Source organism: Streptomyces sp. NPDC001507, from assembly GCF_042894765.1.
GTDB lineage: Bacteria > Actinomycetota > Actinomycetes > Streptomycetales > Streptomycetaceae > Streptomyces.
The window spans coordinates 664,139-681,118 of record NZ_JBIAVV010000002.1; the positions used below are offsets into that span (position 1 = coordinate 664,139).

The following is a 16,980-nucleotide window of genomic DNA, read 5'->3' on the forward strand; positions in this document are numbered from 1 at the left end:
CTGGGTTTCTCCGCCGCCGCGGCGATCAGCCACGACGGCGCCGTCCGGCGGTGCCGAGCTCACCGCACTCCCGGCCGTCGGCCCTCACTGTCAGTGCGGCGTGGCAGGATCGGGGGCGTGGCAGAGACAGCAGCGAAGCAGACCGACAAGACCCCCGGCGGCCCCCGTCCCCGGCTGATGCTCATGGACGGGCACTCGCTGGCGTACCGCGCGTTCTTCGCGCTGCCCGCGGAGAACTTCACGACCGCGACGGGCCAGCCGACGAACGCGATCTACGGCTTCGCGTCGATGCTGGCCAACACCCTGCGTGACGAGGCGCCCACGCACTTCGCGGTGGCGTTCGACGTCTCGCGCAAGACCTGGCGCTCCGAGGAGTTCACCGAGTACAAGGCGAACCGCTCCAAGACCCCGGACGAGTTCAAGGGCCAGGTCGAGCTGATCGGCGAGCTGCTCGACGCCATGCACGCGCAGCGCTTCGCCGTCGAGGGCTTCGAGGCCGACGACATCATCGCCACCCTCGCCACCCAGGCCGAGGCCGCGGGCTTCGAGGTCCTGATCGTCACCGGCGACCGCGACTCCTTCCAGCTGGTCACCGAGCACACCACGGTCCTCTACCCGACCAAGGGCGTCTCCGAGCTGACCCGGTTCACCCCGGAGAAGGTTTTCGAGAAGTACGGCTTGACGCCCGCCCAGTACCCGGACTTCGCCGCCCTGCGCGGCGACCCGTCCGACAACCTCCCCGGCATCCCCGGCGTCGGCGAGAAGACCGCCGCGAAGTGGATCAACCAGTTCGGCTCCTTCGCCGAACTGGTGGAGCGCGTCGACGAGGTCAAGGGCAAGGCCGGCCAGAACCTCCGCGACCACCTGGAGTCCGTCAAGCTCAACCGCCGGCTCACCGAGCTGGAGCGCGGCGTGGAGCTGCCGAAGACGGTCGCGGACCTGGAGCGTGCGCCGTACGACCGCAAGAGCGTCGCGATGATCCTGGACACCCTGGAGATCCGCAACCCGTCGCTGCGCGAGCGGCTCTACGCCGTCGACCCCGGCGCCGAGGAGGCCGAGGCCACGCCGGTCGCCGAGGCGGGCGTGGAGGTCGACGGCACCGTCCTCGGCACCGGCGAGCTGGCCGGCTGGCTCGCGGAGCACGGCACCGGGCCGCTGGGCGTCGCCACCGTCGACACCTGGGCGCTCGGCGCCGGCTCGGTCGCCGAGGTCGCGCTGGCCGCGGCCCAGGGAGCGGCGGCCTGGTTCGACCCCGCCAAGCTGGACGAGGCCGACGAGAACGCGTGGGCGGCCTGGCTGGCCGACGCCTCCCGCCCCAAGGTCTTCCACAACGCCAAGGGCGCCATGCGGGTCTTCGCCGAGCACGGCTGGACCATCGACGGCGTCACCATGGACACCGCGCTCGCCGCGTACCTGGTCAAGCCCGGCCGCCGCTCCTTCGACCTGGACGCGCTGTCCCTGGAGTACCTGCACCGCGAGCTGGCCCCGGCCGCCACGGCCGACGGGCAGCTGGCGTTCGGCGCGGACGACGGTGCCGAGGCCGAGGCCCTGATGATCCAGGCCCGCGCCATCCTCGACCTCGGTGAGGCCTTCGAGGCCCGGCTCCAGGAGGTCGGCGCCGCGGACCTCCTCCGTGACATGGAGCTGCCCACCTCCGCTCTGCTCGCCCGGCTGGAGCGGCACGGCATCGCCGCCGACCGCGCGCACCTGGAGGCGATGGAGCAGATGTTCGCGGGCGCGGTGCAGCAGGCCGTGAAGGAGGCGCACGCGGCGGCCGGCCACGAGTTCAACCTGGGCTCGCCCAAGCAGCTCCAGGAGGTCCTCTTCGGCGAACTGGCGCTCCCGAAGACGAAGAAGACCAAGACCGGATACACCACCGACGCCGACGCGCTCGCCTGGCTCGCCGGCCAGACGGAGAACGAGCTGCCGGTGATCATGCTCCGGCACCGCGAGCAGGCCAAACTGCGGGTCACGGTCGAGGGCCTGATCAAGACCGTCGCCGCCGACGGCCGCATCCACACCACGTTCAACCAGACCGTCGCCGCGACCGGCCGGCTCTCCTCGACCGACCCGAACCTCCAGAACATCCCGGTCCGCACCGACGAGGGCCGCGCGATCCGCCGGGGCTTCGTCGTCGGCGAGGGCTTCGAGTCGCTCATGACCGCCGACTACAGCCAGATCGAGCTGCGGGTCATGGCCCACCTCTCCGAGGACGAGGGCCTGATCGAGGCGTTCACCTCCGGCGAGGACCTGCACACCACGGTCGCCTCGCAGGTGTTCTCCGTCGACCGCTCGGCCGTCGACGCGGAGATGCGCCGCAAGATCAAGGCGATGTCGTACGGCCTCGCGTACGGTCTCTCCGCCTTCGGCCTCTCCCAGCAGCTGAACATCGACGCGGGCGAGGCCCGGGCCCTGATGGACACGTACTTCGAGCGGTTCGGCGGGGTCCGCGACTACCTGCGCCGCGTCGTCGAGGAGGCGCGCGCCACCGGCTACACGGCGACGCTCTTCGGGCGCCGCCGCTACCTCCCCGACCTCAACAGCGACAACCGGCAGCGCCGGGAGGCGGCCGAGCGGATGGCGCTCAACGCGCCCATCCAGGGCACGGCGGCGGACATCGTCAAGATCGCCATGCTGAGGGTGGACGGCGCACTCCGCGAGGCGGAGCTGAAGTCCCGGATGCTCCTGCAGGTCCACGACGAAATCGTCCTGGAGATCGCCCCCGGCGAGCGGGACCGGGTCGAAGCCGTCCTCCGCGACCAGATGTCCAACGCCGTCCACCTCCGCGCTCCCCTGGACGTCTCGGTGGGCGTCGGCCCGGACTGGGAATCGGCGGCACACTGACGCCTACGGCGAGAGCCGACAGAGCGCACGCTTCCCCGGCGCCCAGAGGAGGAGACAGCGGGGCAGAGGGGGATGGTACGGCGGCGTGAGGGGTGAAAGGGCAGGGGGAGGCGGCGCGAGGGGGAGCGGAGGAGGGAAAGCGTGGGGGTGGAGGAGTAAAAGGGGGTGCGGGCACGTCACTCGCGTGGACCCCGTCAGAACGCCTCGGCCTCCGCCACCGGCAAGGATGCGACCATGGGTATACGTATGGTTCACCGCCGGACGCCCCAGAGCAGACCCCCGGCCAAGGTCCGTTCCGCCTCCGCCTCCGCTCAGGTCACGGCGTCCCCGTCGACCCCGGCCCTGGCGGCCGGCGCCAGTTCCGCCCGCATCCCCGTCGACCTCGCCGTCACCGTGCGCCGAGCCGTCACCCGCCTCCGGCGCAAGCTCCGCGCCCGGCCCGACCTGCGCCAGTGGCTCGACCTCGCCCGCAGCTACCTCGCGCTGCTCCTCGACGCGCTCCCCGCCCCCCGCCGCCCCCGCACCATGACCGTGTTCGTGGCGAGCCTCACCGAACGGCCGGGGCACTCCGCCGCACGCCGTCGGCCACCGGAGCCGGACGCCACACCCTGACCGCCACGGCGTACCCCAGCACCCCGAGCAGCAGCCCCGCGCCCGTTCCGAAGAGCACCGTCGGCAGCAGCTCCCAGGGCTTCGCCACCGCCCCCCAGTACTCCCACCACCGCACCGCCCGCTGCACCGCCGCCAGCAGGGCACAGCCGGCGATTCCGGCGCCGGCCCACCACCGGTCCCGTACCGACAGCAGCGGCACCCCCACCGGCTCCCCGCCCGGCGCCCGCCGTACCGCGCGGACCGCGAACACGGCGAGCACGGCCGCGCCGGCCACCGAACTGCCGTACTGGAGCAGGGTGTACAGCGCCATGCCCGCGAAGTCGTGACCGATGGCCGGGACCAGCCGGGTCCCCCAGCGGTCGTGGTGCGTGAACGCGTCCCAGACCACATGCGTGAGCCCGCCGAGCACGGCGGAGACGTACCACCACGCGGCCACCGACAACCCCGCACGCGCGCGTGGCGCCCCGCAGCGCAGCAGCGCGGCCACCCGCCCCTGCCGGGCGCAGGGCACGAGGGCCACGAGGGGTTCCCGGACCAGCAGCCACAGCGCGACCAGCGCCCAGGCGAACAGCACGTCGACGGTGAGGACACCGGTGAAGGAGTGCGTGAAGTCGCCGAACTCCATCGCGTCCGGCACCGCGCTCGCCGCGTAGTAGGTGAGGTCGGGCGCGAAGGACCCCGCGACGAGCACCGCCGGCACCAGCCGCCCGCGCCCCGTCCCGTCGCCGCGCACGGCGGGCAGCACGGCGGCGGCGTGGCTGAGAGTGAACGGCATCCGGGCCCCCTGGAGCAGTCGTCGGCCGGAGCGCCGAACAAGTGATCGCGTACGGCAAGTATCCGCGACACCACCATCGTTCAACGGGTAATGGCCAACTGGTGAAAATCGGGCACCGCCGGGTGTCCGCGGAAAGGAAGTTGTCGTAGGGTCGCCTGGGTCGCCGCCCCGGCGTGCACGGCCGGATGCGCTACCTCACCACGCGAAAGAGGTAACTGGGGCAACCACAGCAACGGATCGTCCGTCACACCAGGGGCGAGCGGACAGACGGAGACGGGCGCTCAGAAGGCGTCCACGGGAGGGGTTCACCTTATGGCGGCGCAATTCGGCAGGCGGCTGTGCAAGGGAGCGGCGACGACCGCCGCGGCCGCGTTGGCGGTAGCGGCACTGTCCGCGTCCCAGGCACCGGGCGCCACGTCCGGAGACACGGGCAGACAGGCCAACGCCGGCGCCAGCACCTCCGCGCCCGGCGGAGCCGGATCGTCCGACGGCGCCACCGGCAACTCGCCGTACTACACGGACCTGCCGCCGCTGAACAGCCCGAACCCCAGCACGAGCCCCACGCCCACCTCGCCGAGCATCGGTACCGCCGTCTCCCGTGGGGCGGCCGAGGCGGGCATCCCCGCCACCGTCCTCGACGCCTACAAGAAGGCAGAGGCGGAGCTGCGCGGCTCCAAGCCCGGCTGCAACCTGCCCTGGCAGCTGCTGGCCGCCATCGGCAAGGTCGAGTCCGGCCAGGCCCGCGGCGGTGACGTGGACGCCGAGGGCAACACCCTGCACCGGATCCTCGGCCCGCAGCTCGACGGCAACGGCTTCGCGCTCATCCCGGACACCGACGGCGGCAAGTACGACGGCAACAGCCAGTACGACCAGGCCGTCGGCCCCATGCAGTTCATCCCGTCGACCTGGGCGTGGGCGGGCCGCGACGGCAACGGCGACGGTGTCAAGGACCCCAACAACGTCTACGACGCGGCGCTCGCCGCCGGCCACTACCTGTGCCGCAACGGCTGGGACCTGTCCGTCCAGGCCGACGTGAACAGCGCGATCCTCAGCTACAACAACTCGCAGGACTACCTCAACCTGGTCCTGTCCTGGTACGAGTTCTACCGCAAGGGCACCCACTCGGTCCCGGACGGCACGGGGACGCTGCCCTCGCACCGCAGCGACAGCTCGACCGGCTCCGACTCGGGTTCCGGTTCCGGTTCGAACGGCTCCACGACGAAGCCGAGCCAGAGCACACCGAAGCCCCACGGGCCCACGCCGAGCGCCCCCAGCACGACGCCGACCCTGCCGCCCACGGCCACCGACAGCGTGGACCACCTGGAGGACGCGGGCACCGCCACGCTCACGGCGATGGCCGGTGACGCGTTCGGCAAGCAGATCAGCACGCGCGCGGAGACCAAGGTCGGCCGGACCGTCGCCAAGGTCCGGGTCCGCTTCACCATCGTCGGGGACACGGACGCGACCTTCAGCGGCGGCGAAAACACCGCCACGGTCGTCACCGACAGCAAGGGCGTCGCCGTCGCGCCGGCGCTCCAGGCGGGCGAGAAGACCGGCGACTTCACGGTCCGCGCCGGCGTGGTCGGGCGTACCGTCAAGGGCGTCGACTACGACGCGACCGTCACCGCGCGCGCCGCCGACACCCTCGCCCTCGTCAACACCACCGCGCTGACCTGTACCCCGGGCGCCGAGTTCGCCGACCAGGTGGAGGCGAAGGCCACTTACCAGGGCGCCGTCGCCGACAAGGTCGCCGCCACCGCCACGCTGATCAAGTCGGCGGACGACACGAGCGAGAACGACAAGGGCCCGTACTTCAAGGACGCGAACGGCAACGCCGTCCGCACCCTCACGGACCTCCAGACGGACGCGGACGGCCGGCTCACGCTGCCCAAGCTGTACGCGGACGACACCACCGGCACGTTCCTGCTCCGCATCACCACCACCGGCGGCGCCACGCTCACCGTGGAGCTGACGGTCGCCGCGGCCGACCCGTCGTCGAGCCCGTCGCCGACTGCCTCGCCGAGCCCGTCCGCATCCGCGTCGGCCTCGGCCTCCGCCTCCCCGAGCGCCTCCGCCTCCTCCTGAGCCACCGCCGTACGACCACCAGGGCGCCTTCCCGCCGACGCGGGAGGGCGCCCTCGTCGTCGTACGACCTGTTCTCATCTCACCCTCCCGTTGCTACGGTGCCGGGACCTGACGACCCATCAGGAAGACGTCGGCCGAGAAGAGGTCCCGCATGCGTGCCCTGATCGCCGCCGCGACCGGTCTCGCCGTCGCGCTCGTCCTGGTGGTGACGGTCGGCGCCCTCGGGTCGCCGGACGGAAAGACGTCCCCGAAGCCGCTGCTCACGACGGTGCCCGCACACCCGTAACCGCCGCCCCGGGAGGCCGAGATGCGCCGCAAGGCCAGTCTGGTCCTGCTCGCCTTCGCCGTGTTCTTCGCGGCACTGTCCCCGCTGCTGCGCTGGTACGCCTTCCCGCGGCTCGCCAAGATCCCGGCGAACCAGTACCAGGACATGGTCCTGGTGGCGAAGAACGCCACGCTCCTCGACTACGGCACCATGAAGGCGAAGAAGGTTCCCCAGGTCACCATCGTGCAGACCCTCAAGGGCGACGTGGCGGCCGCGAAGAGGATCGAGAAGACGGCGGGCCGTGACGTCGTCGTCTGGGACGGCCTGTCCTACGTCCAGGGACCCGACGGCAAGATGGTCTCCGAGATCCCCGAGCGCTACATCTTCGACGCCCACAGCCAGGAACCCGTGCACGCCACCGGCGAGATGGTCGACGGCGACCCGGTGACCCGGGACGGCATCGAGTTCAAGTTCCCGTTCCTGACCGAGAAGCGCGACTACGAGTACTTCGACGCGCAGACCCGCACCACCAACCCCATCCACTACAAGGGGACGCAGACCTTCCGGGGCGTCGAGGTCTACTACTTCGAGCAGACCATTCCCTGGACCAAGGTCCCGATGCCCAAGAAGCTGCCGGTGCAGGGCATCACCCCGGAGAGCATCGCGAAGACCGGCACCACCCGCTGGTACACCACCGTCCGCAGGTTCTGGGTCGAGCCGGCCACCGGGGCACCCGTCTACGGCGAGGAGACCCACAAGGAGGAGCTGCGCGGCGGCACCCTGCTGGGCGGCCGCGCCAAGGTCACGGCCTTCGCCGGCGACGTGAAGATGCGCGAGGACTACATCGAGAGCACGGTCGCCCTGGTCAAGCACAACCGCACCCTCGTCCTGATGCTGACCTCCTACCTCCCCTGGGGGTTCCTGTCCCTCGGCGTCGCGCTGCTCGCCCTCTCCCTCTGCCTGGAGGCCCGCGGCCGCCGCCCCGCCGACCCTGCACCGGCCGGCACGCCGGTCCCGGAACCGGTCAGCGCCTGAGCCGTGCGTTGGTGTGCCGGGTCGGCTCGGCCGTGGCGGGATCCTCGGGCCAGGGATGCTTCGGATACCGCCCGCGCAGCTCGGCCCGCACGCCCTTGTAGCCGTCCTGCCAGAACGAGGCGAGGTCGGCGGTGACCGCGGCGGGGCGGCCGGCCGGCGACAGCAGATGCACCAGCACCGGCACCCCGGCCACCGAGGGCGACTCCTGCAGGCCGAACATCTCCTGCAACTTCACGGCGAGCACCGGCTGTTCGGGATTCCCGTAGTCGACCCGGATCCGCGACCCGCTCGGTACGGCGATCCGCTCGGGCGCCAGCTCGTCCAGCCGCCCGGCCTCCCCGCCCGCCCACGGCAGCAGCCGCTTCAGCGCCTCCCCGGCGTCGATCCGCCCGAGATCGGCCCGTCGGCGGGCGCGGCCGAGCTCCGGCTCCAGCCATTCGTCCACGCGCGCGTGCAGCGCGTCGTCGCAGACGTCGGGCCAGGGCTCCCCGAGGCGCAGCCGGAGAAACGCGAGCCGCTGCCGCAGCACGACGGCGTCGGGCGTCCACCGCAACAGGCCGGGCCCTTCGCGCCGCAGCCCTTCCAGGAGCGCCTCGCGTACGAGGGCCGGGTCGGCGTCCCGCAGCGGCCGCACCGCGAGCTCGATCGCCCCCAGCCGTTCCACCCGCCGCGCGACGACGTCCCCGTCGGCCCAACGGACCTCCTGGTCCTCCGCGTGCAGCGGGGCCGCCGCCGACCTGGCCGTGTCCTCGTCCACCACCGCGGCGAGCCGCACGCGCGCGTGTCCGCTGCCGACCGGACGGTCCGCCACGGCCACCGCGAGCCACGGCGCGCCGCGCAGCGGGCTGCCGTCACCGAGCTCGGCCCGGGTGCCGGAGGCCATCAGATACGACCCGCCGTCGGCCCTGGCGACGCGTTCGGGGAAGGCGAGCGCGGCGACGCGACCCACCGTGCGGTCGTCCACACCGTCCCCCGAGGCGCTCTCGCCGTCCGTCCGCAGCCGCCGTACCTCCGCGAGCCAGCGTCCCGCGTAGGCGTCACCGCCCCGCCGGGCGGCGCGCAGCGCGGCCGCCAGGTCGTCCCCGTACTCCCGCGGCGGCTCCTCGCTCAGCAGCGCGACCACCTCGGCGCCCCCGCCCGGGGTGTCCAGCAGTGCCCGCCCCAGCCGCGGATGCACCCCCAGCCGGGCCAGCCGCACCCCACGTTCCGTCGCCCGGCCGGCGGAGTCGACCGCGCCGATCGCCGTCAGCACCTCCCGCGCCGCCGCCATCGCCCCGGCCGGCGGCGGGTCCAGCAGCGCCAGTCCGGTGGCCCCCGGATCGCCCCAGCAGGCCGCCTGGAGGGCGAACGCGGTCAGGTCGGCCACCCTGATCTCCGGGGCCGGAAAGGCCGTCAGACGGACGTCCTCCGCCTCTGACCAGCAGCGGTACACCGCCCCCGGCGCCTCCCGCCCGGCCCGCCCCGCCCGCTGCCGCCCGGCCGCGCGCGACGCCCGTACCGTCGCCAGCGCGCTCAGCCCGCGCGCGTGGTCCACCCGCGGCTCCCGCGCGAGCCCCGCATCGACGACCACCCGGACGCCGGGGACGGTGAGCGAGGACTCGGCGACCGCCGTGGCCAGCACCACCCGGCGCCGTGCCCCGGGCGCCAGCACGGCGTCCTGGACGGCGGCCGGTGCCCTGCCGTGCACCTGGAGCACCTCCACGTCCCCCAGGTCACCCAGCCGGCCCGCCACGCGCGCGATCTCGCCGACGCCCGGCAGAAAACACAGCACGTCCCCGTCCCGTTCGGAAAGGGCCCGGCGCACCACCGACCCCACGTGCGCGAGCAGCGCCGGGTCGACCCGCATCCCGTGCGGCGGCCGGACCGGCCGGGCCGGTGGCGCCCACACCACCTCCACCGGGTACGAGACGCCGGCCGCCTCGACGACCGGCGCCCCGCCGAGCAGCCGTGACCACCCCTGCGCGTCCGTCGTGGCCGACGCGGCCACCAGGCGCAGCTCCGGCCGCAGGGTCTCCCGCACGTCCCAGAGGAAGGCCGCCACCGTGTCGGCGTCCAGATGGCGCTCGTGGCACTCGTCCAGGACGACGGCGTCGACGCCGGACAGTTCCTGGTCGCGTTGCAGGCGCTGCAACAGCACACCGGTCGTGACGACCTCCACGCGCGCGTGCCGCCCCACGACCCGCTCGCCGCGCACGGTGTAGCCGACGCTCCGCCCGACCTGCTCGCCGAGCAGCCAGGCCATCCGGCGGGCCGCCGCGCGGGCGGCGATCCGGCGCGGTTCGGCCACGACGACCCGGCGCGCGGGCCCGTCGCCCAGCAGCCCGGCCAGCGCCAGCGGCACCAGCGTCGTCTTGCCGGTGCCGGGCGGTGCCACCAGGACGGCGGTGCCGTGCCCCTCCAGGGCGTCGTGCAGGCCGGGCAGGGCCTGCCGCACGGGCAGCGCGTCCAAGGCGTCGTAACGGATCACGCCCCTAGTGTCGTACGCCCCCGCAAACGCCCCGCACGCGCGCGTGCGCTCAGCCGGTGCGCTCAGTCCCGCTCGCACACGAAGATGGCCGTCCCGGGGATCAGATTGCCCCGCAGCGGGGACCAGCCGCCCCATTCGGAGGTGTTCCAGGCCGGCCACTCCGGCTCCACCAGGTCGACGAGCCGGAAACCCGAGGAGGCGATGTCCCGGACCCGGTCGCCGAGCGTGCGGTGGTGCTCGACGTACACCGCGCGGCCGTCCTCGTCCTGCTCGACGTACGGCGTCCGGTCGAAGTAGGAGGCGGAGACCGAGAGCCCCTCGGGGCCGGGCTCGTCCGGGAACGCCCAGCGGATCGGGTGGGTCACCGAGAAGACGAACCGGCCGCCCGGCCGCAGCACGCGGCGCGCCTCGCGCAGCACCAGACGCGGATCGGCGACGAAGGGAAGCGCCCCGTACGCCGAGCACACCAGGTCGAAGGAGGCGTCCGCGAAGGGCAGCGCGCCCGCGTCCGCGCAGACCAGGGGAAACGATCCGCCGATGCGCAGCGCGTGCTGGAGCTGGCGGTGCGAGAGGTCCAGGGCGACCGGCCGGGCACCCTGGGCGGCCAGCCAGCGCGCGCACTGGGCCGCGCCGGCGCCGATCTCCAGGACGTCCTTGCCCTTGAGCTCCTCCGGCGGCCCGAGCAGCTCCGCCTCCACCTCGTCGAGGCCCTCGGGACCCCACACGAAACGGTCGTCGCCGAGGAACGTGCCGTGCTCGACCTGGTACTCGTCGGCGTTGCGGTCCCACCAGCCCCGGTTGGCCCGGCTGCTCTCCGCGACCCCGGCGGCACGCCGGGTGGCTTCCGGTTCGGCCTCGGCGCCGGCCGTCGCACCGGCCGCTTCCAGGTCGAACGAATCGGGCTCTTGGATGATCGGCTCCCTCGTCGTACTCTTCCGTCCAACCCCGTCACGGGCGTGTCACGGACGAGGTGTTTCAGGCCTGCGTGGCCTGGTGGGACGTTTCTTGTGCCGGGTATGCGGCGATCCGCCCCGGGTGTGCGCCTTCGCGCATTGACCCTGCCCGGCTGCCCCCGTATGCTACAAGTTGCGCTGCGGGCCTGCGCACCTCAGACGTAGCAGGCTGCGCTCGCATCTGTTGTATGTCCCCTCGGTTTTCGAGGCGCCACCAGTGGTTTTGTGTGGCGCTTCCTTGGCTGTCCGGCTTCATCAGAGCGAAACGGGCTCCCGGCGTAAGCAGTACCTACGACTTCAATGTCCGTACCGGAGCCCTTTCCCACATGACGAGCAGCACCGAGACCACCGCCACCACCCCGCAGGTAGCGGTCAACGACATCGGTAACGAGGAAGCCTTCCTCGCCGCGATCGACGAGACGATCAAGTACTTCAACGACGGCGACATCGTCGACGGCGTCATCGTGAAGGTCGACCGGGACGAGGTCCTGCTCGACATCGGTTACAAGACCGAAGGTGTCATCCCGAGCCGCGAGCTCTCGATCAAGCACGACGTCGACCCGAACGAGGTCGTCGCCGTCGGTGACGAGATCGAGGCCCTCGTCCTCCAGAAGGAGGACAAGGAAGGCCGCCTGATCCTCTCGAAGAAGCGCGCCCAGTACGAGCGTGCCTGGGGCACCATCGAGAAGATCAAGGAAGAGGACGGCATCGTCACCGGTACCGTCATCGAGGTCGTCAAGGGTGGTCTCATCCTCGACATCGGCCTCCGCGGCTTCCTCCCGGCCTCCCTGGTCGAGATGCGCCGCGTCCGCGACCTCCAGCCCTACGTGGGCAAGGAGCTCGAGGCGAAGATCATCGAGCTGGACAAGAACCGCAACAACGTGGTCCTGTCCCGCCGTGCCTGGCTGGAGCAGACCCAGTCCGAGGTCCGCCAGACGTTCCTCACGACCCTCCAGAAGGGTCAGGTCCGCTCCGGTGTGGTCTCCTCGATCGTCAACTTCGGTGCCTTCGTGGACCTGGGTGGCGTCGACGGTCTGGTCCACGTCTCCGAGCTGTCCTGGAAGCACATCGACCACCCCTCCGAGGTCGTCGAGGTCGGCCAGGAGGTCACCGTCGAGGTCCTCGACGTCGACATGGACCGCGAGCGCGTCTCCCTGTCGCTGAAGGCGACCCAGGAAGACCCGTGGCAGCAGTTCGCCCGCACCCACCAGATCGGCCAGGTCGTGCCCGGCAAGGTCACGAAGCTGGTTCCGTTCGGTGCGTTCGTCCGCGTGGACGAGGGCATCGAGGGTCTGGTCCACATCTCCGAGCTGGCCGAGCGCCACGTGGAGATCCCGGAGCAGGTCGTCCAGGTCAACGACGAGATCTTCGTCAAGGTCATCGACATCGACCTCGAGCGCCGCCGCATCAGCCTCTCGCTGAAGCAGGCCAACGAGGCCTTCGGTGCCGACCCGGCCACGGTCGAGTTCGACCCGACCCTGTACGGCATGGCCGCGTCCTACGACGACCAGGGCAACTACATCTACCCCGAGGGCTTCGACCCCGAGACCAACGACTGGCTCGAGGGCTACGAGACCCAGCGCGAGGCGTGGGAGCACCAGTACGCCGAGGCGCAGCAGCGGTTCGAGCAGCACCAGCAGCAGGTCATCAAGAGCCGCGAGGCCGACGCCGCTGCCGCCGCCGAGGGTGGCGACGCCGCGGGTGCGGCTCCGGCCGCCGGTGGCGGTTCGTACTCCTCCGAGGGCGCCGACACCTCCGGTGCGCTGGCCTCGGACGAGGCGCTGGCCGCGCTGCGCGAGAAGCTGGCCGGAGGCCAGAGCTGATCGCTAGCCGCTGGGCTTAGCAGACAACTGAGGGGCCGTACCTTCCGAGGTGCGGTCCCTCGGTTTTTTTTGGGGGGAGGGAGTCGGCCGTGCCCCCGCCGTAATGCCCAGATCGCAGAAACGTGTGAGATACACGAGTAATCGCAGGGCCGTAACGCGGCGCTGGGACGCTTCCCCGGTCTTCGTTCAAGATCGGAAGGGGAGTCGCGTGATGGCACAGCCTCAGTACAGGTCGGGGACGAGCCGGAGAGCGTTCCTGCGGAACGTCGGTCTCACCGGCGGCGCCGGGGCCATGTTCGCCACCATGGGAGCGCTCGGTCTCGCCCCCACCGCCCAGGCCGCCCAGCGCGAACAGCCGTTCCGGGCGCTCAGCGCGAGCGACTTCACCCTCACCGGGCGCGCCGCAGCGAGGGTGGTCATACTCGGCGGCGGAATCGCCGGCCTCGCGACCGCCTACGAACTCGGCAAAGCCGGCTACGACTGTACGATCCTGGAGGCCAGGGACCGCACCGGCGGACGCAACTTCACCGTGCGCGGCGGCGACTCCACCACCGACCTCTACGGCAACACGCAGACCGCGCGGTTCGCCGACGGCCACTACATGAACGCCGGGCCGGCCCGGATCCCGCAGTGGATGATCACCCTCGACTACTGTCGCGAACTCGGCGTCCCCATCCAGGTGTTCACGAACGTCAACGCCGACGCCTACATCTACAACGAGTCCGCCGGCATGACGAGGCCCGAGCGGTACCGCACCGCCAAGGCCGACGTGTACGGCTACGTCTCGGAGTTGCTCGCGAAAGCGACGAACAAGGGCGCGCTGGACGCGGCGTTGACGGCCACCGACCAGGAGCGGCTCGTCGAGTTCCTCAAGGACTGGGGCGAACTCGGCGACAAACTGACGTACGAAGGCGGTGAACGGCGCGGATACACGACCGTACCGGCCGCCGCCGGCACCCCCGGTGTGCTCCTCGGCGACGTCCCGACCGCCTCCGCGGTGCTGGCGAGCGGGGCCGGGCGCTACTTCTCCTTCGAGTTCGGCTTCGACCAGGCCATGCTGATGTTCCAGCCGGTCGGCGGCATGGACCAGATACCGAAGGCGCTCACCCGGGCGATAGGCGACCGCCGCATACGTACCGGAGCCGTCGTCTCCAGGATCTCCGACACGGGCCACGGCGTCACCGTGACGTACACCCAGGGCGGCCGTACCAAGGTCGTCGAGGCCGACTACTGCGTGGCCGCGATGCCGCCCAACATCCTCGCCAAGGTCCCGCACAACCTGGGCTCCGGCGTGCAGAGCGCCCTGGAGGCCGTCACCCCGTCGTCGGCCGCCAAGATCGGCCTCGAATACCGCTCCCGCTGGTGGGAGCTGGACCACCGCATCTACGGCGGCATCACCGAGACCGACCAGGACGTCACCCACATCTGGCACCCCTCGTACGGCTTCCACGGCGAACGGGGCGTCCTCATCGGCTACTACAACTACGACGACGACGCCGACTCCTACGCCAGGCTCACCCCGGCCCAGCGGGAACGGCGCGCGGTCGCCGCCGGAGTGAAGATCTACGGCGACAAGTACCGCACCGAACTCGCCTCCTCCTTCTCCCACCACTGGCGCCAGACACCGCACCTGGAGGCCGCCTGGCACGACACTCCCGGCGGCCCCGACGACGCGCGCTACAAGCCCCTGAACGAGCCCGCGGGCAGGGTCTGGTTCGCCGGCGACTGGCTCAGCTACACGGACGCCTGGCAGCACGGCGCGTTCAGCTCGGCACGCAAGGCGGTGACGGCGCTCCACGCGCGCGTGATGGCGGCCTGACCCCGGCACGCGCGCGTGCACCCTCATTCGTTCCCGGGATGTTCGTTCCCGGGATGAGAAGGCGGTGAGAGGGGCCTGTTCAGTGGGGCGGCGGGAATGCCTGTGGTCAGTGCCGCGTTGACCCGTACGAACACGAGGAGGAGCGGTCACAGTGCTTGATCCGCAGGGTTTGTACGCATGGGAGCCGAAGGGGCTGGCAGTCGTCGACATGGCGCTGGCCCAGGAGTCGGCCGGTCTTGTCATGCTCTACCACTTCGACGGATACATCGACGCGGGTGAGACCGGCGACCAGATCGTCGACCGGCTCCTCGACTCGCTGCCCCACCAGGTCGTCGCCCGCTTCGACCACGACCGGCTCGTGGACTACCGGGCCCGCCGCCCGCTGCTGACCTTCAAGCGGGACCGCTGGACCGAGTACGAGGAGCCCAGCATCGAGGTCCGCCTGGTGCAGGACGCCACCGGCGCCCCCTTCCTGCTGCTGTCCGGCCCCGAGCCGGACGTCGAGTGGGAGCGCTTCGCCGCGGCCGTACGGCAGATCGTGGAGCGGCTCGGCGTCCGCCTGTCCGTGAACTTCCACGGCATCCCCATGGGCGTCCCGCACACCCGCCCCGTCGGCCTCACCCCGCACGGCAACCGCACCGACCTGGTTCCCGGGCACCGCAGCCCGTTCGACGAGGCCCAGGTGCCCGGCAGCGCCGAGGCGCTGCTCGAGTTCCGTCTCATGGAGGCCGGACACGACGTCCTGGGCGTCGCCGCGCACGTGCCGCACTACATCGCCCGCTCGCCCTACCCGGACGCCGCCCTGACCGTCCTGGAAGCCGTCACGGCCGCCACCGGCCTGGTCCTCCCGGGCATCGCGCACGCCCTGCGCACGGACGCGCACCGCACCCAGACGGAGATCGACAGCCAGATCCAGGAGGGCGACGAGGAACTGACCGCCCTCGTGCAGGGCCTTGAGCACCAGTACGACGCGGCCGCGGGCGCCGAGACCCGGGGCAACATGCTCGCCGAGCCGGTGGAGATCCCCTCGGCGGACGAGATCGGCCTCGAATTCGAGCGCTTCCTCGCGGAGCGGGAGGGCGAGAACTGAGACCGGCGGGCCCTGTCCCGGCCGGTGCCGGTGGCAGGGCCTAAGCTTCGGGACATGCTGAAAGTAGGCCTCACCGGCGGGATCGGAGCCGGCAAGAGCGAGGTGTCGCGGCTGCTCGTCGAGCACGGTGCGGTGCTGATCGACGCGGACCGCATCGCGCGTGAGGTCGTCGCGCCCGGGACCCCCGGTCTGGCCGCCGTGACCGAGGCCTTCGGCCCGGAGGTGCTGGCCGCCGACGGCAGCCTGGACCGGCCCAGGCTCGGCTCGATCGTCTTCGCCGACCCCGCGAGACTGGCCGTACTGAACTCGATCGTGCACCCCCTCGTCGGGGCCCGGTCCCGCGAGCTGGAGAGCGCGGCCGCCGACGACGCCGTGGTGGTCCACGACGTCCCGCTCCTCGCGGAGAACGGCCTCGCGCAGCTCTACGACGTCGTGGTCGTCGTGGACACCGCTCCCGAGACCCAGCTCGACCGGCTGACACGGCTGCGGGGGATGACCGAGGAGGACGCCCGTGCCCGTATGGCCGCGCAGGCGACCCGCGAGAAGCGCCTGGAGATCGCCGACATCGTGATCGACAACGACGTGCCCCTGGACGCGCTCCGGCAGCGGGTCGGGGACGTGTGGGCCGACCTTCTGCGCCGCGCGCGCTCGTCCGGTCCGGGCGAGCGGAATGCGTCCACGAAATAGCGGGGACCCGTCCGGGCGTTGAACCGCTTCAGTGAGGGAAGGACTTTGCCGTGCCCGAGACCAGCGGTTCGACCGGACGTACTCCGGAGACGCATGTCATCGACTTCCGTGCCGCGGAGCAACTGCTCAACGCACGGGACCCGCGGGGCGCGGTGAAGCTGCTCGACGGAGTGATCGGAGCGCACCCCGAGAACACCGCCGCCCGGCTGCTGCGCGCGCGTGCCTTCTTCGCCGCCGCGCAGCTGCGCCCCGCCGAGCTGGAGTTCACCATCGTCCTGGAGCGCGAGCCGGACAACGCGTTCGCCCACTTCGCGCTCGCCCGCACCTACCAGCGCCAGGGCCGCGCCGACCTCGCGATACGCCACTTCCGGCTGGCGGCCGCCCTGGACCCGAACCCGGAGTACCTGAAAGCGGCCCGCTTCGACAGCGACGCGTGAGCCGGCGGCGCGAGGGCCGACGGCGCGTGAACCGGCGGCGCGTGAGCCGGGGGCGCATGGGGCGACGGCATATGGGCGGCCGACGGAA

13 protein-coding genes are annotated in these 16,980 nt (G+C 71.9%); 10 read left to right on the forward strand and 3 right to left on the reverse strand.

What is annotated here, in order from left to right; genetic code table 11:
* Positions 1 to 117: 117 nt before the first annotated feature.
* On the forward strand, positions 118 to 2,844 hold the full coding sequence (gene polA, locus ACFY0K_RS09140; protein WP_390639270.1) for a DNA polymerase I: 2,727 nt from the start codon (positions 118 to 120) through the stop codon (positions 2,842 to 2,844).
* Between the two features lie 234 nt (positions 2,845 to 3,078).
* A complete protein-coding gene (locus ACFY0K_RS09145) occupies positions 3,079 to 3,456 on the forward strand; it encodes a hypothetical protein (RefSeq protein WP_390639271.1) in 378 nt (125 codons plus the stop codon).
* Here the strand turns inward: ACFY0K_RS09145 and ACFY0K_RS09150 are convergent.
* Positions 3,392 to 4,231 carry a DUF4184 family protein gene (locus tag ACFY0K_RS09150; RefSeq protein WP_390639272.1) on the reverse strand — a complete coding sequence of 280 codons (840 nt, stop codon included), beginning with the start codon at positions 4,229 to 4,231 and terminating at the stop codon, positions 3,392 to 3,394. The genes ACFY0K_RS09145 and ACFY0K_RS09150 overlap by 65 nt on opposite strands.
* A 312-nt stretch (positions 4,232 to 4,543) precedes the next feature.
* Here ACFY0K_RS09150 and ACFY0K_RS09155 point away from each other — a divergent pair, with 312 nt between their 5' ends.
* The 3 genes from ACFY0K_RS09155 (at position 4,544) to ACFY0K_RS09165 (ending at position 7,616) form a co-directional block, all read left to right on the forward strand.
* Complete coding sequence (locus ACFY0K_RS09155; RefSeq protein ID WP_390639273.1) at positions 4,544 to 6,316, forward strand: lytic transglycosylase domain-containing protein; 1,773 nt, start codon at positions 4,544 to 4,546, stop codon at positions 6,314 to 6,316.
* Positions 6,317 to 6,467: 151 nt separating this feature from the next.
* A complete protein-coding gene (locus ACFY0K_RS09160; protein WP_352355399.1) occupies positions 6,468 to 6,602 on the forward strand; it encodes an SPW_0924 family protein in 135 nt (44 codons plus the stop codon).
* A 21-nt stretch (positions 6,603 to 6,623) separates the two neighbouring features.
* Positions 6,624 to 7,616, forward strand: coding sequence for a DUF3068 domain-containing protein (locus tag ACFY0K_RS09165; RefSeq protein WP_390639274.1), 993 nt, complete (start codon positions 6,624 to 6,626; stop codon positions 7,614 to 7,616).
* Here ACFY0K_RS09165 and hrpB read toward each other — a convergent pair.
* Together hrpB and ACFY0K_RS09175 are read right to left on the reverse strand one after the other, a co-directional pair.
* Positions 7,606 to 10,083, reverse strand: coding sequence for an ATP-dependent helicase HrpB (gene hrpB, locus ACFY0K_RS09170; RefSeq protein ID WP_390639275.1), 2,478 nt, complete (start codon positions 10,081 to 10,083; stop codon positions 7,606 to 7,608). The genes ACFY0K_RS09165 and hrpB overlap by 11 nt on opposite strands.
* A 62-nt stretch (positions 10,084 to 10,145) precedes the next feature.
* Complete coding sequence (locus ACFY0K_RS09175) at positions 10,146 to 10,994, reverse strand: class I SAM-dependent methyltransferase (RefSeq protein WP_390639474.1); 849 nt, start codon at positions 10,992 to 10,994, stop codon at positions 10,146 to 10,148.
* Positions 10,995 to 11,362: 368 nt separating this feature from the next.
* Between ACFY0K_RS09175 and rpsA the strand changes: the two genes are divergently transcribed.
* From rpsA to ACFY0K_RS09200, 5 genes are all read left to right on the forward strand, one after another.
* Positions 11,363 to 12,859: a 30S ribosomal protein S1 gene (rpsA, locus tag ACFY0K_RS09180; RefSeq protein ID WP_046729628.1), complete on the forward strand. Its 1,497-nt coding sequence runs from the start codon at positions 11,363 to 11,365 to the stop codon at positions 12,857 to 12,859.
* A 292-nt stretch (positions 12,860 to 13,151) separates the two neighbouring features.
* Positions 13,152 to 14,678, forward strand: a complete 1,527-nt coding sequence (locus ACFY0K_RS09185; protein WP_390639475.1) for a flavin monoamine oxidase family protein — start codon at positions 13,152 to 13,154, stop codon at positions 14,676 to 14,678.
* 151 nt (positions 14,679 to 14,829) lie between these two features.
* Positions 14,830 to 15,768: a PAC2 family protein gene (locus tag ACFY0K_RS09190; RefSeq protein ID WP_352355407.1), complete on the forward strand. Its 939-nt coding sequence runs from the start codon at positions 14,830 to 14,832 to the stop codon at positions 15,766 to 15,768.
* Positions 15,769 to 15,822: 54 nt separating this feature from the next.
* Complete coding sequence (gene coaE, locus ACFY0K_RS09195; RefSeq protein WP_390639276.1) at positions 15,823 to 16,455, forward strand: dephospho-CoA kinase; 633 nt, start codon at positions 15,823 to 15,825, stop codon at positions 16,453 to 16,455.
* A gap of 50 nt (positions 16,456 to 16,505) precedes the next feature.
* Entirely contained in the window at positions 16,506 to 16,892 is a 387-nt protein-coding gene (locus ACFY0K_RS09200; protein ID WP_093504386.1) for a tetratricopeptide repeat protein, read from the forward strand.
* Positions 16,893 to 16,980 lie beyond the last annotated feature (88 nt).